Origin of the sequence: Rhodococcus cerastii (assembly GCF_033042195.1) — a bacterium.
Lineage (GTDB): Bacteria > Actinomycetota > Actinomycetes > Mycobacteriales > Mycobacteriaceae > Rhodococcoides.
The window spans coordinates 443,429-458,163 of sequence record NZ_JAWLKF010000003.1 but is presented as its reverse complement, the minus strand read 5'-3'; the positions used below and the strand labels follow the sequence as shown (position 1 = coordinate 458,163).

At 63.9% G+C, this 14,735-nt stretch carries 10 protein-coding genes and 1 tRNA gene; 4 read left to right on the top strand and 7 right to left on the bottom strand.

Annotation, left to right across the window (positions count from 1 at the left end):
- Positions 1-18 precede the first annotated feature (18 nt).
- Positions 19-1,497 (bottom strand): sugar transferase, encoded by a 1,479-nt coding sequence (locus R3P93_RS09005; RefSeq protein ID WP_283347849.1) that lies wholly within the window; start codon positions 1,495-1,497, stop codon positions 19-21.
- A gap of 151 nt (positions 1,498-1,648) precedes the next feature.
- Positions 1,649-2,356: a GAF domain-containing protein gene (locus tag R3P93_RS09000; RefSeq protein WP_317532826.1), complete on the bottom strand. Its 708-nt coding sequence runs from the start codon at positions 2,354-2,356 to the stop codon at positions 1,649-1,651.
- 167 nt (positions 2,357-2,523) lie between these two features.
- Here R3P93_RS09000 and R3P93_RS08995 point away from each other — a divergent pair, with 167 nt between their 5' ends.
- Both R3P93_RS08995 and R3P93_RS08990 read left to right on the top strand, forming a co-directional pair.
- Positions 2,524-3,642 (top strand): endo-1,4-beta-xylanase, encoded by a 1,119-nt coding sequence (locus tag R3P93_RS08995; protein WP_317532825.1) that lies wholly within the window; start codon positions 2,524-2,526, stop codon positions 3,640-3,642.
- 43 nt (positions 3,643-3,685) lie between these two features.
- On the top strand, positions 3,686-4,606 hold the full coding sequence (locus tag R3P93_RS08990; RefSeq protein ID WP_149406294.1) for an alpha/beta hydrolase: 921 nt from the start codon (positions 3,686-3,688) through the stop codon (positions 4,604-4,606).
- Here the strand turns inward: R3P93_RS08990 and R3P93_RS08985 are convergent.
- Positions 4,600-8,733 (bottom strand): bifunctional nitrate reductase/sulfite reductase flavoprotein subunit alpha, encoded by a 4,134-nt coding sequence (locus R3P93_RS08985; protein WP_317532824.1) that lies wholly within the window; start codon positions 8,731-8,733, stop codon positions 4,600-4,602. The genes R3P93_RS08990 and R3P93_RS08985 overlap by 7 nt on opposite strands.
- 259 nt (positions 8,734-8,992) lie before the next feature.
- On the opposite strand from R3P93_RS08985, the gene R3P93_RS08980 reads away from it, so the two are divergent.
- Positions 8,993-10,186 carry a L,D-transpeptidase gene (locus tag R3P93_RS08980; protein ID WP_149406292.1) on the top strand — a complete coding sequence of 398 codons (1,194 nt, stop codon included), beginning with the start codon at positions 8,993-8,995 and terminating at the stop codon, positions 10,184-10,186.
- Positions 10,187-10,206: 20 nt separating this feature from the next.
- On the opposite strand, the gene R3P93_RS08975 is transcribed toward R3P93_RS08980, so the two are convergent.
- From R3P93_RS08975 to orn, 3 genes are all read right to left on the bottom strand, one after another.
- Complete coding sequence (locus tag R3P93_RS08975) at positions 10,207-10,956, bottom strand: M23 family metallopeptidase (RefSeq protein ID WP_317532823.1); 750 nt, start codon at positions 10,954-10,956, stop codon at positions 10,207-10,209.
- Positions 10,957-11,280: 324 nt separating this feature from the next.
- Positions 11,281-11,356: transfer RNA gene (locus R3P93_RS08970), tRNA-His, on the bottom strand.
- Positions 11,357-11,434: 78 nt separating this feature from the next.
- Entirely contained in the window at positions 11,435-12,046 is a 612-nt protein-coding gene (gene orn, locus R3P93_RS08965; RefSeq protein WP_283347845.1) for an oligoribonuclease, read from the bottom strand.
- Positions 12,047-12,140: 94 nt separating this feature from the next.
- Here orn and R3P93_RS08960 point away from each other — a divergent pair, with 94 nt between their 5' ends.
- Positions 12,141-13,865 carry a helicase HerA-like domain-containing protein gene (locus R3P93_RS08960; protein WP_317532822.1) on the top strand — a complete coding sequence of 575 codons (1,725 nt, stop codon included), beginning with the start codon at positions 12,141-12,143 and terminating at the stop codon, positions 13,863-13,865.
- A 47-nt stretch (positions 13,866-13,912) separates the two neighbouring features.
- Here the strand turns inward: R3P93_RS08960 and cmrA are convergent, their stop codons facing one another.
- Positions 13,913-14,716, bottom strand: a complete 804-nt coding sequence (cmrA, locus tag R3P93_RS08955) for a mycolate reductase (protein WP_068050011.1) — start codon at positions 14,714-14,716, stop codon at positions 13,913-13,915.
- Positions 14,717-14,735 lie beyond the last annotated feature (19 nt).

Here is a 14,735-nt window from a genome sequence, read left to right as displayed (position 1 = left end):
GTTCGGCGGAGACCACGATCAGTCCTCGGCGCGCTTCAGCACGGCCAGGACGGTGAGGAACAGGATCTTGACATCGAGCCACACCGACCAGTTCTCGATGTAGTAGTTGTCCCACTCGGCGCGGTCCGCAATGGACGTCTGGCCGCGGAGGCCGTGCACCTGAGCCCATCCCGTCACGCCTGCCTTGACGCGGTGCCGCTCCCCGTACCTACGGATCTGCATCTCGAACAGGTCGACGTATTCGGGTCGTTCCGGGCGCGGACCGACCAGACTCATATCGCCGCGAAGTACGTTGAGCAGCTGCGGAAGTTCGTCCATCGAGGTCTGCCGCATGATCTTTCCGATGCGCGTTCGTCGGTCGACACCTTCGACACCGCCGGGTGCGTCCCCGGCCTTTCGCTCGAACTCGGCGTCGGACGCACGTGGAGGCCGCATGGAGCGAAACTTCAGACAATCGAACGGCAATCCGTCGCGGCCGATTCTCTCCTGCTTGAAGAAGATCGGGCCAGGTGAGCTCAGGCGCACGAGCAGCATCAGCGTCAGAAAGACGGGGGAGAGCAACAGAAGCCCGAACGCGGTGAGAACCCGATCGAGAAGTCCTTTGAGAGCGAACTGCCATCCCTTGGGGTTCACATGCGGGAGCACCATCAACGGCAGGCCGCCGATGTGCTCGACGCGCGTGTTGACCCCGACTGCGTCGTACAACCTGGGTACCACCCACACCCGCATACCGAGCCGATGCGCAATCCTGATGGCGGCGATCAACTCCCGATCCTCGGTCGGTGCGAACGTGACGATCAACTCCTCGGCACCGGTCTTGCGGGCAACCGTTTCGAAATTGCTGGGGAGTCCGAGGTGCGGCAGGTGGGGCACCTCGCCGTTCGAGGAGACGTCGGCAACCGGAGCCTCGCCCACATAACCGATGGGTTCGAGACCGTACTCCGGGAACTGCTTTGTGCGCGAGACGAGTTGGTGCGCGATCGGGTCGTTTCCCAGCACGATGGTCGGCGCTGCGGATCCGAACCTGGTGCGCAGCGTGCGCTGGAGAACGACTCGTGTCAATCGAGCGATCGCGATCGTCAAGGCGCTCAGCAACCACAGTCGCAGCACGACCTCACTGGGACGGTAGTCGGTGTCTGCCAGGAACATCACGACCAGCAGAGCGAGCGACGCGAAGGCGACAGCGGTTTCGGCAGGACCGATCTCGTCGAGGAAGTTGCGCCGGAGACTGCGTCGGTACATCGACTTTCCGGCGAGGATTCCGATCAGCAGTGGCAGGAACAGCCATGGGAGCCAACCGGTGTCGGTGAGACTGCCCGAGTGCCAGAGCAAGGCTCCGATCAGAGCGACGGCTGCAGCGAGCACATCCACCGCGACGCTGATCGCGGTGTTGAGGGGATCGACTCGAAGCCGATCCACAAGGGGGCGACCGGTTGCAACGGTGTCGGCCTCGGCGGCCCGCGGGCGAGTGCGCGGTGATTCCAGTGTTTTCGGCACAGCTACTTCCGGTGGCTAGTTCGGATCGGTCGGTCCCATATATCCCATAAATGTATACCGGCGCGAAAGCGGCCACCCGGTCGACTTATCGAAAAAAACCTGAAGTCGGTTGTAAGTCGAAAATGCTTATATTTGTCGGGGAACAGCCCCTTTATTCGAAAACTCGCTCGCGAATTATCCACGCCAGATCCTGGAGTATCTGGACGTGACCGGTCGTCCACTGACGCGGTCGCTGATCCCATACGCAGAGGGTGCCCACGGAGTGGCCTGCGTCGTCGGTGAGCGGAATTCCGAGGTAGGACACGAGAAGGTTGCCTTGCACGGAGGGGTGATCCTTGAGGATGTCGTTGAGTCGAGCGTCCTCGACAACCAGTGGTTGCCCGAGATCGATCGCATAGCGGCAGATGGACCCGTCCATGGGGACCTCCTGCGCGCCACCGAGTTCCGCAGGGAGTCCGAGTGCACTCTTGAAGTACTGACGCTTGTCGTCGAGAAGGGAGAATGCAGCAGAAGGGGCGCTCAGGGCGTCTGCGACCATTCTGACGACCCTGTCGTATCCCGCGTCGGATCCGGTGTCCATCAGCCCAGTCCGAGCTACAGCGGCCAGTCTGTCGGGATCGTCGATCGGGGTGCCGAACACTCGCGTGACCTCGGCTGGGCCGACGCCCTTCTCCGAGCCCTCCTGCAGCGCACGAAGCAAAGCGCCGACATCGGAGTCCTGATCTTCCGACAGTTCCCGCACGAGCCGGTCTACCACCGCACCGCGAATGAATTCATCGGTGGAAAGACCGGACTTCTCCGCCTGCCGGGCGAGCAGCTCGTTCAGACGGTCGTCGAAACCGGAAAATCCTGTCGTCATTGTCCAGATGGTAGTACAGGCCGAGTTCTTGCACCGACGCTCGGGAGGTGCATTCCTTATTCTCGCGCCCGGCGTGAGTTATTCGGGTTCGGTGAGACAAAGCAGGAAACAACGGGGCAACGCCGATAACGCGATATCGCGTTCCCGGTCATTGCTAGCATCTGCCGATGAGAAGGAATTCGACGCGACGAGCGAGTGCAGCACTGTTGGTCGTGCTGTTGTCGTTCGCGGCCGGGGCGGTACCCGCAGCTGCATCTGCTCTGCGAACGCAGCAAGCACCCGCAGGAGATCCAGGATGTGCGCGGCAATCGGATGCGGTCCGGATCGGAGTATCACCCGGAGCGACCATAGGTGGGCTGTCTCCTGCGGATCTCGATCGGGAACTCACGCTCGCCCGTGACGCCGGAGCTTTCTCGGTTCGTCTCGACATCGATTGGTCTGCCATCGAGTCGACCCGGGGCAGATTCGATTGGAGCCGAACAGACCGGGTGATCGATGCTGTTGTGGCCCACGGGATGTGCGTGCACGGCATCATCGCGTACACCCCGAGGTGGGCGCGAGTAGCCGCCGCCGTCAACGATTCGCACTCCCGTCCGGCGAACCCCGCCACCTTCGCAGCGTTCGCCAAGACTGTGGTTCAGCGCTACCAGAGCCGGATCAAGATCTGGGAAGTGTGGAACGAGCCGAACATCGTGACGTTCTTCAAGCCTGCCCCCGACGTGACGGCGTACTCGGCGCTGATCAAAGCGACTTACACGGCGATCAAGCAGGTGCAAGCCGATTCCACCGTGCTCGCGGGCGGGATGGCACCCGCCGAGGACACGAACGGCAACATCGCGGGTACGACGTTCCTGTCCAAGATGTACGCGCAGGGATCGAACAAGTACTTCGACGCCTTCAACGTGCATCCCTACACGTGGCCGTACCTACCCAACGATCCGAGCACAGCGTCGTGGAACACCGCCATGAAGATGTGGTCCATGCGAGACACCATGGTCGCCGGCGGTGACAGCGGCAAACAGATCTGGATCACCGAGTTCGGAGCGCCCACGGGTACGAACCCCAACAGTGTCAGCGAGCAGGTGCAATCGGACAGCATCGGGATCGTCCTCGACGCGGTTCTCGGTAACGACTGGCTGGGGCCGGCCTATGTCTACAGCCTCCGTGACGCCGGCTCCGACACAGCCGACACCGAACAGAACTTCGGACTGGTGCACAGAGACTGGACACCCAAGATCGCCTACGGACGCGTCGACGCCTACGCCGCGGAGCATTCCGGCCGTTGATCGACCTGTTTCACCGTCGACCGGAATGGGCTACTGTCTGCGCATGAATTCGCAGCCGGGGGGCTCGATCCCAGATCGCATCGATGTGACGTTCGATTCTGACGGCGTGGCCTGCGCGGCCTGGCTCTATCTTCCGACCGAATCCGGCCCCGCTCCGGTGATCGTCATGGCGCATGGACTCGGCGGAACCAGGGAAATGCGGCTCGACGCCTACGCGGAGCGCTTCCGCGCTGCGGGGTATGCCTGCCTGGTGTTCGACTATCGCTGTTTCGGGGCCAGCGGCGGCGAGCCCCGGCAGCTGCTCGACATCGAATCGCAGCTGCGGGACTGGGCTTCGGCCATTGCCCATGCCCGCTCGCGCGCGGACGTGGACAACTCCCGAATCATGTTGTGGGGCTCGTCTTTCGGCGGCGGTCACGTCATCGTCGCAGCCGCCCGAGACCAGGAGGTCGCGGCGGTGATCTCGCAGTGCCCGTTCACCGACGGGATTGCGTCGGGACTCGCGTCGAACAGCTGGACATCGATGAAGCTGTCCGGCCGGGCTCTCTTTGATCTGGCGGGATCGGTGATCGGACGAGCGCCGCTGATGGTGAACACAGCCGGACGGCCGGGGACGACCGCATTGATGACGTCGCCCGACAGCTACGACGGTTACCTGGCACTTGCGCCGGACGCCGACGAAACGTTCCACAACCGAGTCGCAGCCAGAGTCGCGCTGCAGATCGTGCGGCACCGGCCCGGGCGAAGGGCAAAGGACGTGCGCTGTCCCATCCTGTTCGTAGTCTGCGAGACGGATTCGGTCGCGCCGGCGAAGGCCACTCTGCGCTACGCACGGACGGCACCACAAGGCGAGATCAAGACCTACGACGTCGGCCATTTCGAGATCTACCTGGGCGGGGCGTTCGAGCGGGTGGTGGCAGACCAGATCGAGTTCCTCACCCGCACGGTTCCACCGACTCAGTAGACGTCGCGGACGTATCGCTTCTCTGCGGCAAGAGCTTTGACGTAGGCCTCGGCACTGCTCGGCGCGAGTTTGCCGTGTTGCGCCACCACGCCCTTCAGCGCGGCGTCGACGTCCTTGGCCATTCGGGACGCATCGCCGCACACGTAGAAGTGGGCACCGCGGTGAATCCAGTTCCACAGCTCGGCCCCGTGTTCACGCATCCGATCCTGGACGTAGACCTTGTCCTTCTGATCGCGTGAGAATGCGACGTCCAGGCGGTTCAGCGAACCGTCGCCGAGCATCGCCGTCAGTTCGTCGCGATAGTAGAAGTCCGTGTCGGCGTGCTGTTCACCGAAGAACAGCCAGTTGTGGCCGGTGTGCCCGAGCGCGCGACGCTCGTGCAGGAAGGCGCGGAAGGGGGCGACACCGGTACCCGGGCCGACCATGATCATCGGGGTTGTCGGGTCCTCCGGCGGCTTGAAATGCGAGGACTTCTGCACGAAGATCCCCACGTCGTGGTTCGACGCATGGTCGGCCAGGTAGGTCGAGCACACACCGCGCCGGGGAACTCCGTGCACGTTGTACCGCACCGCCGAGACGGTCACCTGTACTTCGTTGGGGTTCTCCTTCGGACTCGACGAAATCGAGTACAGCCGTGGCTGCAACGGTTTGAGAACTGCCAACCAGTCGTCCACCGAAGCACGAACCGGATGGGCAGCAAGCACGTCGATCGACTGACGACCCCACATCCAGTCGGACAGCGCATGCTTGTTGTCGGGGTGCAGCATCGCCTCGAGATCGTCGTCCGCAGTCCGTCGGTGGACGAACTTCAGGAGATCCGGTGTTGCACGGGCGATTTCGAGGTGGCGGCTCAGCGCCGCGCGCAACGACATCGAACCGTGTCCAGCGAGATCGACAGCGGTGTCCCGGTCCAGCCCGGTGGCCTCGAGCCACTCGTCGACGTAGGCATCGCTGTTGCGCGGCCACACTCCGAGTGCGTCACCGACCTCGTACTCGAGAGTCCCGTCGGGTACATAGAATCCGAATTGGCGGACGTCCTTGACGGATCCGCGTGCGGTCAGTACCCGATTGCGTACGAGAGTCGTCACCAGCGGTGACTTCTTGCTGTACTGTTCCGGCTCCGCTCGGGTTTGCGGAACGGTGCGAGCGGTGGACTCCACCGCTGCTTCGGTGGTGGTGTCGTCATCGCGTCGAAGCCGCTCGATCACCGCATCGAGCCACGCTGCCGCCTCGTTCTCGTAGTCGGGCTCGCAGTCGACCCGCTCGAGAAGTCGCCGGGCACCCAGCTCGGTGAGGCGCTCGTCGATCCTGCGTCCGTGGCCGCAGAAGTCCGCGTAGCTGGAGTCACCGAAAGCGAGCACGGCATAACGGATTTCCGGGAGCTTCGCCGTGGTCTCGGCGGCGAGACTGTCCCAGAACGTCGTTCCGTTGTCCGGCGCTTCGCCGTCACCGGTGGTGCTGCTGACGATCAGCACATCGGCCTCGGCGGGCAGGGAATCGACGGTGAACGTATCCATCGAGTGCTCGGCGATCGACAGGCCGGCTCCCCGCAGGTGGGACAGGCAGGCCTGGGCGTACTCCTCGGCGGTGCCGGTTTGCGAAGCCCAGAGCAACAGCACCGGCCGTCGCCCCGAATCAGCTGTCTCGACGGAAACACCGGCAACAGCGCCGCCGGTATCGGGTCCACGCGAGAACAGGCCCGCGAGAACGCCGTCGAGCCATGCGTGGTTCTCGGGGGACAGGGGAGTGCGCGACGGCAGAGTGGGCGTTCCGGCGGCGCTGCGGCCGGCCTCACTGCCCAGGCCTTCGAGAAGTCCTGCGACGTAACGCTGTTCGACTGTCGTCAGCGGCTGAGAAGGACGCGCAGGGAGACCGACGATCGTGGCGAGCGCCTCGACGGGATCGTGGGAACGTTCGTCGCCCACGGGTGAGGGCGATTGGGCTGCAGCAACTCTGGTGAGAGTGACCGCGCACGCCTTGAACTCCGGCTGCTGAGAATACGGATCGATGGCGTCGTTGGTGACGGCATTGATGGCGAGGTACTCACCGAATTTTTCGTTCCAGTGGAAGGGCGCGAAGCAGCTGCCCGGGAGCACTCGATCGGTGACGACGGCAGGAAGGACGGCTCGGCCTCGGCGGGACGCGACCTCGACACTGTCGCCGTCGATCACGCCGAGCCGGTCGGCGTCGAGTGGGTGCAGCTCGACGAACGGGCCGGAATCGAGTTTGTTCAGCTTGGCGACCTTGCCGGTCTTGGTCATGGTGTGCCACTGGTGTGGCAGGCGTCCGGTGTTGAGCACGAACGGGTAGTCGTCGTCGGGCATCTCCGCGGGTGCCATCGCAGGCCTGGCGAAGAACTGAGCCCGACCGCTCGGAGTGGGGAAGGACAGTGCGGGGATCGAACCGTCGTCGGACACTCGTTGTCGTTGGCTGACTCCGTCGTTGAGGTAGCGGATCGGATGCCGGGTGGTGGTCGCGTCGGGCGGGCACGGCCACTGGATGGGACTCTCGCGCAACCGTTCGTAGGTGACTCCGCGAATGTCGTAGCCGGTGTTCGGATTCCAGAACTGCTTGATCTCCTCGAACACCTCCTCGGCGCTCGCATAGGTGAAGGCATCTGCATATCCGAGCGCGCACGCCATGTCGGCGATGATCTTCCAGTCCGGTAGTGCACCGCCCGGTGCCTCGAGCGCCGGTTGGAACAGCGTGAGATTGCGTTCGGAATTGACCATCACTCCGTGCGCTTCCGTCCACAACGCGGCGGGCAGCATCACATCGGCGTAGTCGTTGGTTTCGGTATCGGCGAACGCATCCTGAGTGATGACCAACTCGGCGCGCTCGAGACCGTCGATCACCGTCGTTCTGTTGGCCACCGAGGCAACCGGATTGGTGCAGATGATCCAGCAGGCCTTGATTTCCCCGGCAGCGAGCTTGGAGAACATCTCGATGGTTCCGCCGCCGACGTCGGTGCGCAGCGTTCCGCGCGGAACGCCCCATCGATCCTCGACGAATGCGCGGTCGGCGTCGCTGACCACCGCTCGTTGGCCCGGCAGCCCGGGGCCCATGTATCCCATTTCCCGACCGCCCATGGCGTTCGGTTGCCCGGTCAGGGAGAACGGGCCGCTGCCGGTCTTGCAGATGGCACCGGTCGCCAGATGGAGGTTGCACAGCGCATTGGTGTTCCAGGTTCCGTGCGTCGACTGGTTCAGACCCATCGTCCAGCAGCTCATCCAGTTCTCTGCACCGCCGATCATCGCGGCCGCGGCTCGTAGGTCCTTCTCGTCGAGACCGGTTGCGGCGCAGACCTTCTCCGGGGTGTAGTCGCCGAGGAACTCCGGCATCGCGTCCCAGCCGTCGGTGAACTCCGCGATGAACTCGGTGTCGAGGTCGCCGTTCTCAGCAATGAGCGCCAGCAGACCGTTGAGCAGCGCCAGGTCCGACCCCGGCTCGAGTTGCAGATGCAGGTGGGCCTTGTCCGCTGTGGCGGTGCGACGGGGATCGACGACGATCAGCTTCGCCCCTGCCTTGACGCGGTCCATCATCCGCAGGAACAGGATGGGGTGACAGTCGGCCATGTTGGAGCCGATGACGAAGAACACGTCGGCGTGGTCGAAGTCGTGGTACGACCCGGGCGGGCCGTCGGCTCCCAGTGATTGCTTGTATCCGGTTCCTGCGCTCGCCATGCAGAGTCGGGAATTGGATTCGATCTGGTTGGTGCCGATGAACCCCTTGGCCAGTTTGTTGGACAGGTATTGGGCCTCGATCGACATCTGCCCCGACACGTACAACGCGAGCGCATCGGGCCCGTGTTCGTCGATGATGGTGCGCAGTCGCCGAGCGGTGTCGTTGATCGCCACCGCGGTGTCCGTGCTCTCCGGTTGCTCGCCGCGGCGATGCCGGATCTGGGCCTTCTCGAGCCGCCCGGGTGCCGCGAGCATGTCCGCGGTGGTGGTCCCCTTGGTGCACAGTCGGCCGAAGTTGGCGGGGTGGGACTTGTCGCCGACGGATTTGGTCACGACAGGCCTGGTCGGGGTGGCATCGGACGATGTGGTCGGGCCGCCGATCTCGAGCACCATGCCGCATCCCACGCCGCAGTACGCGCAGAGTGTCTTCACCGTGGTGACCATGGATTCCACAGTGCCCGGCCCAGGGTGCGCCGCCATTACACGTCAGTTAGCCGGATATGACGTTGTCCTCACCGTGCCCCGCCAGGAGCGGTGATGTCCGCCCGGGAGCTGGTGAGAGGCGGATGGGAGGTAACACGAACTTCCTGGTCTGCGATTGGTACTCGAACGTTACTCATCGAACGGGCTGTCGAGTGGAGTGTCCGATTTTCCGCTGGCACAATCGTCCGGGTCGGGCTCGAAGTGGGAAGTGGTGTGATTCATGAGGGTGTATCGCGGATTCGTACTCGCCGCGGTGGGAGTGGTTGCTTCGGTGGCAGTCCTGTCGGGATGTAGTTCTGCATCGGACGTCTCCGAACCGTCGGTGCCGATCGATTCCAACCCGATGACCGAGCTCATGAAGCCGAAGCTGACCTCGAGCGTCCTCGACGGAGCCGTCGGATTCTCGCCTGCGGACCCGGTGACCGTCTCGGTCGCCGACGGCAAGTTGTCCTCGGTGACGATGCTCAACCCGGAAGGCGTACCGGTCTCGGGCGCGATCTCGCCCGACGGATTGTCGTGGACCAACACCGAACCGCTCGGCTACGACCGTGAATACCGCGTCCAGGCCGACGCGTACGGACTCGGGGGAGCGTCGAGCACGGTATCGAGCTTCACCACCAGCCAACCCGGCAACTTCACCAAGCCCTACGTTCTGCCGAACCCCGGCGACGTCGTCGGAATCGGTCAGCCGGTCGCGGTTCAGTTCGACGAACCGATCACCGACAAAGTGGCCGCACAGAACGCCATCACCGTCACCACCACGCCTGCCGTCGAGGGCGCGTTCTATTGGGTCAACAACAAGGAAGTTCGCTGGCGTCCGCAGAACTACTGGGCACCGGGCACCAAGGTCGACGTGGCGGTGAACGTGTACGGACGCGATCTCGGTGACGACATCTTCGGTCAGGAGAACGCCACGACGTCGTTCACGATCGGTGATGCGGTCATCGCCACCGCCGACGACAACACCAAGCAGGTGACGTTCAACGTCAACGGCCAGGACGTCATCACCATGCCGACATCCATGGGCAAGGACAGCACGCCCACCGACAACGGCGTCTACATCATCGGCGATCGCTTCGAGCATCTCGTGATGGATTCCTCGACCTACGGTGTGCCGGTGAATTCGTCCAGCGGATACCGCACCCCGGTCGACTGGGCGACGCGGATGTCCTACAGCGGCATCTTCTTCCACTCCGCACCGTGGTCGGTGGGACAGCAGGGTTACTCCAACGCCTCGCACGGGTGCCTGAACCTGAGTCCCACCAATGCGAAGTGGGTCTACGACAACACCAAGCGCGGCGACATCGTCGTCGTGAAGAACACCGTCGGGGGGACGCTGTCGGGTACCGACGGCCTCGGTGACTGGAACGTCCCGTGGGACGAGTGGAAGGCCGGGAACGCCACCACGGTCTGATCGGACCGTGGTTCGGCCGATCAGCTTCGGTCGCGAGTCTGGTACAGCGAGGGATCGATACCCAGCGTCTTCAGGTAGGCCACCGGTTCGACGCTCGAACCGTTGTTGCGCACCTCGAAGTGCAGATGCGGTCCGGTCGAGTTTCCAGTGCTGCCGACTGCGCCGAGTACATCGCCCGGTGCCACTTCGTCGCCGACCGAGACCGCGATGCTGGACTGGTGGCCGTAGTAGGTCTCGGTGTTGCCACTCTTGACCCGCACGAGCTTGCCGTAGCCGTCGCCTGCGTCTCCGGCCTGAACGACGGTTCCGCCGGTGACCGCGTGGATCGGAGTTCCGCTGTCCGCAGCGAAATCGACACCCTGGTGGAACTGCGCGCCGTTGCCGGTCGGGTTGTTGCGCCCGCCGTAGCCGGAGGTGATGCGGTAGTCGCCTGCATCGATGGGCAGCACTGCTCCACCGAGCCCGACGGTCGGCGGAGCGGTCGGGAGTTCGATCTCGGGTACTTCCGCGGCGCTCGGAGCGTCCGGTGAGTCCGGTGCGGAGAGCACGTCGCTGTCGAGAACGATCGCTGCTACCTGGTTGATGAGGACGCCGGTGGCGTCCAGAACGGCCGCGAGAATCGCGGCCCGTTGCTGCGCGTCGGGCTGCGGTATCGGGATCTGGGGGAGTTCGATGGTGGGTTGAGCGGTGGCCACCGCTGGGCTGAGCAAGCCGGTTGTGCCGATGCACAGTGCTGCCGACAAGATCGAACCCGCTATGACTCTGTGCATTCTGCGACCCACGAAAAGCCTCCTCGTCTGCGTCCTCCGCGCACCGTCGGATGGGTGCGCGCAGGCCGTAAGAACATGTTCGGTGACGCTTCGGGGCACGCTGAACTCACGTAGCAAAAAACACATGAATCACATTGGTACTTTTCTTCCCCAAAAGTGCCATTGGTAACCGTACGTCACATTAACCCCACAAGAAACCTGAAAGTTGAATTACAACAACGTAATTCGAGGTCAGCGTGGTCGCGGCGGCACCGGAGGGCTCGTCGCTCGGGGAATGGAGACACGAAAAAGGCCGGCCTCACGAGGAGACCGGCCTTGTTCGTATGGGGTGAGCGACGGGACTCGAACCCGCGACATCCAGGATCACAACCTGGTGCTCTACCAGCTGAACTACGCCCACCATTGCACGCATCCGCAGAACCTTTTCGGGCTCTCCATCAGCAGCGTCGACAATACTAGCGGGTTGAATCCCGGGTTGCTAATCCGCCCCTGACTGCGTGTCGAGATCTTGAACGACAGCTGCAATATCGCTGGTGGAGGGCCCCGGCTGCGCTACGAAGGCAGTCCGGCGGTAGTACTGCAGCTCCTTGATCGACTCCTTGATGTCCGCCAGGGCGCGGTGCGCAAGGCCCTTGGGTGGCTGTCCGTAGTAGATCCGCGGGTACCACCGGCGGGCGAGTTCCTTGATCGAGCTGACGTCGATCATGCGGTAGTGGAGGTAGGTGTCGAGCGCGGTCATGTCGCGAGAGATGAAGCCGCGATCGGTGCCGATGGAGTTTCCCGCGAGGGGAACGGTCCCGGCCACCGGGACATGCTCCTTGATGTACGCCAGGACGCGCTGCTCGGCTTCCTCCAGCGTCACCGTCGACGCGCGCACCTCGTCGGTCAAGCCCGATTTGGCATGCATGTCGGTGACGACGGCAGGCATGTTCGCCAACGCGTCGTCGTCGGCATGGATGACGATGTCGACACCCTCCCCGAGGATGTTGAGCTCGCTGTCGGTCACCAGCGCCGCAATTTCGATCAGCTTGTCCTTGCTCAGGTCCAAGCCGGTCATTTCACAATCGATCCACACAAGTTTGTCCTGCACTCGCACCACACTAGTGCGAGCTGCTGTGCCACTAGGGTTTGCGGTGGCGATCGAGCCAGTTCAGCATCAGCACACGTTCATGGAGGACGCGGACATGACAGTCGACCCGACGCAGCCGGCACCCACGCTCAGCCCGGCAGAGAAGGCGAAGGCTGCCAAGGCCGCCGCCGTCGAAGCGGCACGGGTTGCCGCCGAAGCTCTGGCTGCAGCGGACGCCGCCGAAGCCGAGGCGTTGGCCGCGGAACAGGGGCAGCCGCAGGCATCGACGGGCAAGGCCGCCGAGATCGCCGCCGGATACGCGTCGGAGGGTGCCGCGTTGGAATTGGGAACCGTGGTGCTCGACGGCGTCACCGATCCGTCCGCTCGTATCCGAATTCCGTTGGCCACGTTGAACAGGCACGGTCTGGTGGCCGGGGCCACCGGAACCGGAAAGACGAAGACGCTGCAGGGCATTGCCGAACAGCTCTGCGCCGCAGGCGTTCCCGTGGTGATGGCCGACGTCAAAGGTGACTTGTCCGGCCTGTCGCAGCCTGGGGCAGACAACGAGAAGATCCGCAGCCGAGCGGCGGACACCGGAATTCCGGACTGGGCTCCCACCGGCCATCCGGTGGAGTTCCTCTCCCTGGGTACCGACGGAATCGGCGTCCCGGTGCGCGCCACCATCACTGCGTTCGGACCGATTCTGCTCAGTAAGGTGTTGGGGCTGAACAACACTCAGGAATCCACTCTCGGCTTGATCTTCCACTGGGCCGATTCGCAGGGGCTCGCCCTGCTCGATCTGAAGGACCTGCGGTCGGTGATCATGCACCTGACCAGCGACGAGGGCAAAGCCGATCTGAAGGGCATCGGCGGCGTCTCCTCGGCCACCGCAGGAGTGATTCTGCGCGCGCTGGTCAACCTCGAAGCAGACGGCGGCGACACCTTCTTCGGTGAACCCGAGCTCGAGACCGAGGACCTGCTGCGCGTCGGGCCGGACGGCAGAGGCGTCGTCACCTTGTTCGAGCTCGGGGCGCAGGCTTCGCGGCCGGTGATGTTCTCCACGTTCCTGATGTGGGTGCTGGCCGACCTGTTCCAGACGCTGCCCGAGGTGGGTGACGTGGACAAGCCCAAGCTGGTCTTCATCTTCGACGAGGCACACCTGCTGTTCGCCGACGCCTCGAAGGCGTTTCTGCAGCAGGTGGAGCAGACCGTCAAGCTCATCCGCTCCAAGGGTGTCGGTGTCTTCTTCTGCACTCAGCTGCCCACCGACGTCCCCAACGATGTTCTCTCGCAACTGGGGGCGCGGATTCAGCACGCCCTGCGCGCCTTCACACCCGACGATCAGAAGGCCTTGAACAAGACGGTCCGCACGTACCCCAAGACCGACGCCTACGACCTGGAGAAGGCGCTGACCTCGTTGGGTACCGGCGAAGCGATCGTGACGGTGCTCTCGGAGAAGGGTGCACCGACTCCTGTGGCGTGGACCAAGATTCGGCCGCCCCGCTCTCTGATGGACACCATCGGCAACGACGCCATCTCGGCGGCCGCGTCGTCGAGCACTCTGTCCTCGAAATACCGAGAAACGATCGATCGCGAGTCGGCCTACGAGCGGATGAACGCGCGTGTGGCGAACGTACCGGCCCCGGCCGAGAAGTTCGACATCCCGCCCCTGCCTGCGGATCTGCCGGATCTACCGCCGAGCGAGCCGGATGGGCCGTCGGCCGCAGAGCGGATCATGGGCAACCCTGCCGTCAAGAGCTTTCTTCGATCGGCCGCCTCGGCTGCCGGACGGGAGATCTCGCGCAGCATCTTCGGAACCGGACGTCGCCGCCGACGCTGAGCTTGCTCAGTCGGGAGTGGAGCCCGCGGAAGACCCAAATTCGGGTATCAGTTGCCGAGCTTCTTGTAGAAGCTGCCGATGATCGGTGCGGAGATGCTGCGCGGGCTGTACTGGCCGGCCGCCGACATGCCCTTGCTCAGCAGACCCGGTACGACGCGCATCTTGTTCTTCTCGAGGCCCTCGAGAGACACCTTCGCGGTGTAGGCGCTGTCGATCCACAGGAAATCGGGAACCATCTTGTCGACGATCGAGGCCTCGGCCGGGTCCGGTGTCTCGGTGCGGACCGGGCCGGGAGCGAGGAGGGTGACGTTCACTCCGGTACCCGCCAGCTCACCGCGCAGTGACTCCGAGAACGTGTTCACGAAGGCCTTGGTCGCGGCATAGGTCGCGTTGTTGGGGATGGCCATGTTGCCTGCCGCCGAACCGGTGATCAGGATGCCGCCCGCTCCGCGACCGATCATGCCGGGCATGACCGCCAGTGTGAGGTCGTGCACCGCAACGGCATTGAGCTCGACCTGGTCGCGCTCGTACGCAGGATCGAGACCGGACAACGGCCCGAACGTTGCTATCCCTGCGTTGTTGCACAGGATCGAGATCTCGCGCTCGGACAGCTCGGTCACCAGTTCCTGTCGCTGCTCACGGTTCGACAGATCCGACTGACGCACCTCGACGGTGACGCCGTACTCGGCCGTGAGCTTTGCGGCCAACGCCTCGAGCAACTCGCCGCGTCGAGCCACCACGATCAGTGAATGACCACGGGCGGCGAGTTCGGTGGCCAGGGCTTCACCGATTCCGGAAGAGGCTCCGGTGACGACGGCGCGGGCATCTGGGCTGGGCTTGGGAAGGCTCACGGTGAGACAGGCTAGCGGA

What these genes read in the sequence shown, in the direction of transcription:
- R3P93_RS08975 (WP_317532823.1), bottom strand. Translation starts at nt 10,956, where the DNA reads ATGCACAGAGTCATAGCGGGTTCGATCTTGTCGGCAGCACTGTGCATC.
- R3P93_RS08995 (WP_317532825.1), top strand. Translation starts at nt 2,524, where the DNA reads ATGAGAAGGAATTCGACGCGACGAGCGAGTGCAGCACTGTTGGTCGTG.
- R3P93_RS09000 (WP_317532826.1), bottom strand. Translation starts at nt 2,356, where the DNA reads ATGACGACAGGATTTTCCGGTTTCGACGACCGTCTGAACGAGCTGCTC.
- R3P93_RS08960 (WP_317532822.1), top strand. Translation starts at nt 12,141, where the DNA reads ATGACAGTCGACCCGACGCAGCCGGCACCCACGCTCAGCCCGGCAGAG.
- R3P93_RS08990 (WP_149406294.1), top strand. Translation starts at nt 3,686, where the DNA reads ATGAATTCGCAGCCGGGGGGCTCGATCCCAGATCGCATCGATGTGACG.
- R3P93_RS08980 (WP_149406292.1), top strand. Translation starts at nt 8,993, where the DNA reads ATGAGGGTGTATCGCGGATTCGTACTCGCCGCGGTGGGAGTGGTTGCT.
- R3P93_RS08985 (WP_317532824.1), bottom strand. Translation starts at nt 8,733, where the DNA reads ATGGTCACCACGGTGAAGACACTCTGCGCGTACTGCGGCGTGGGATGC.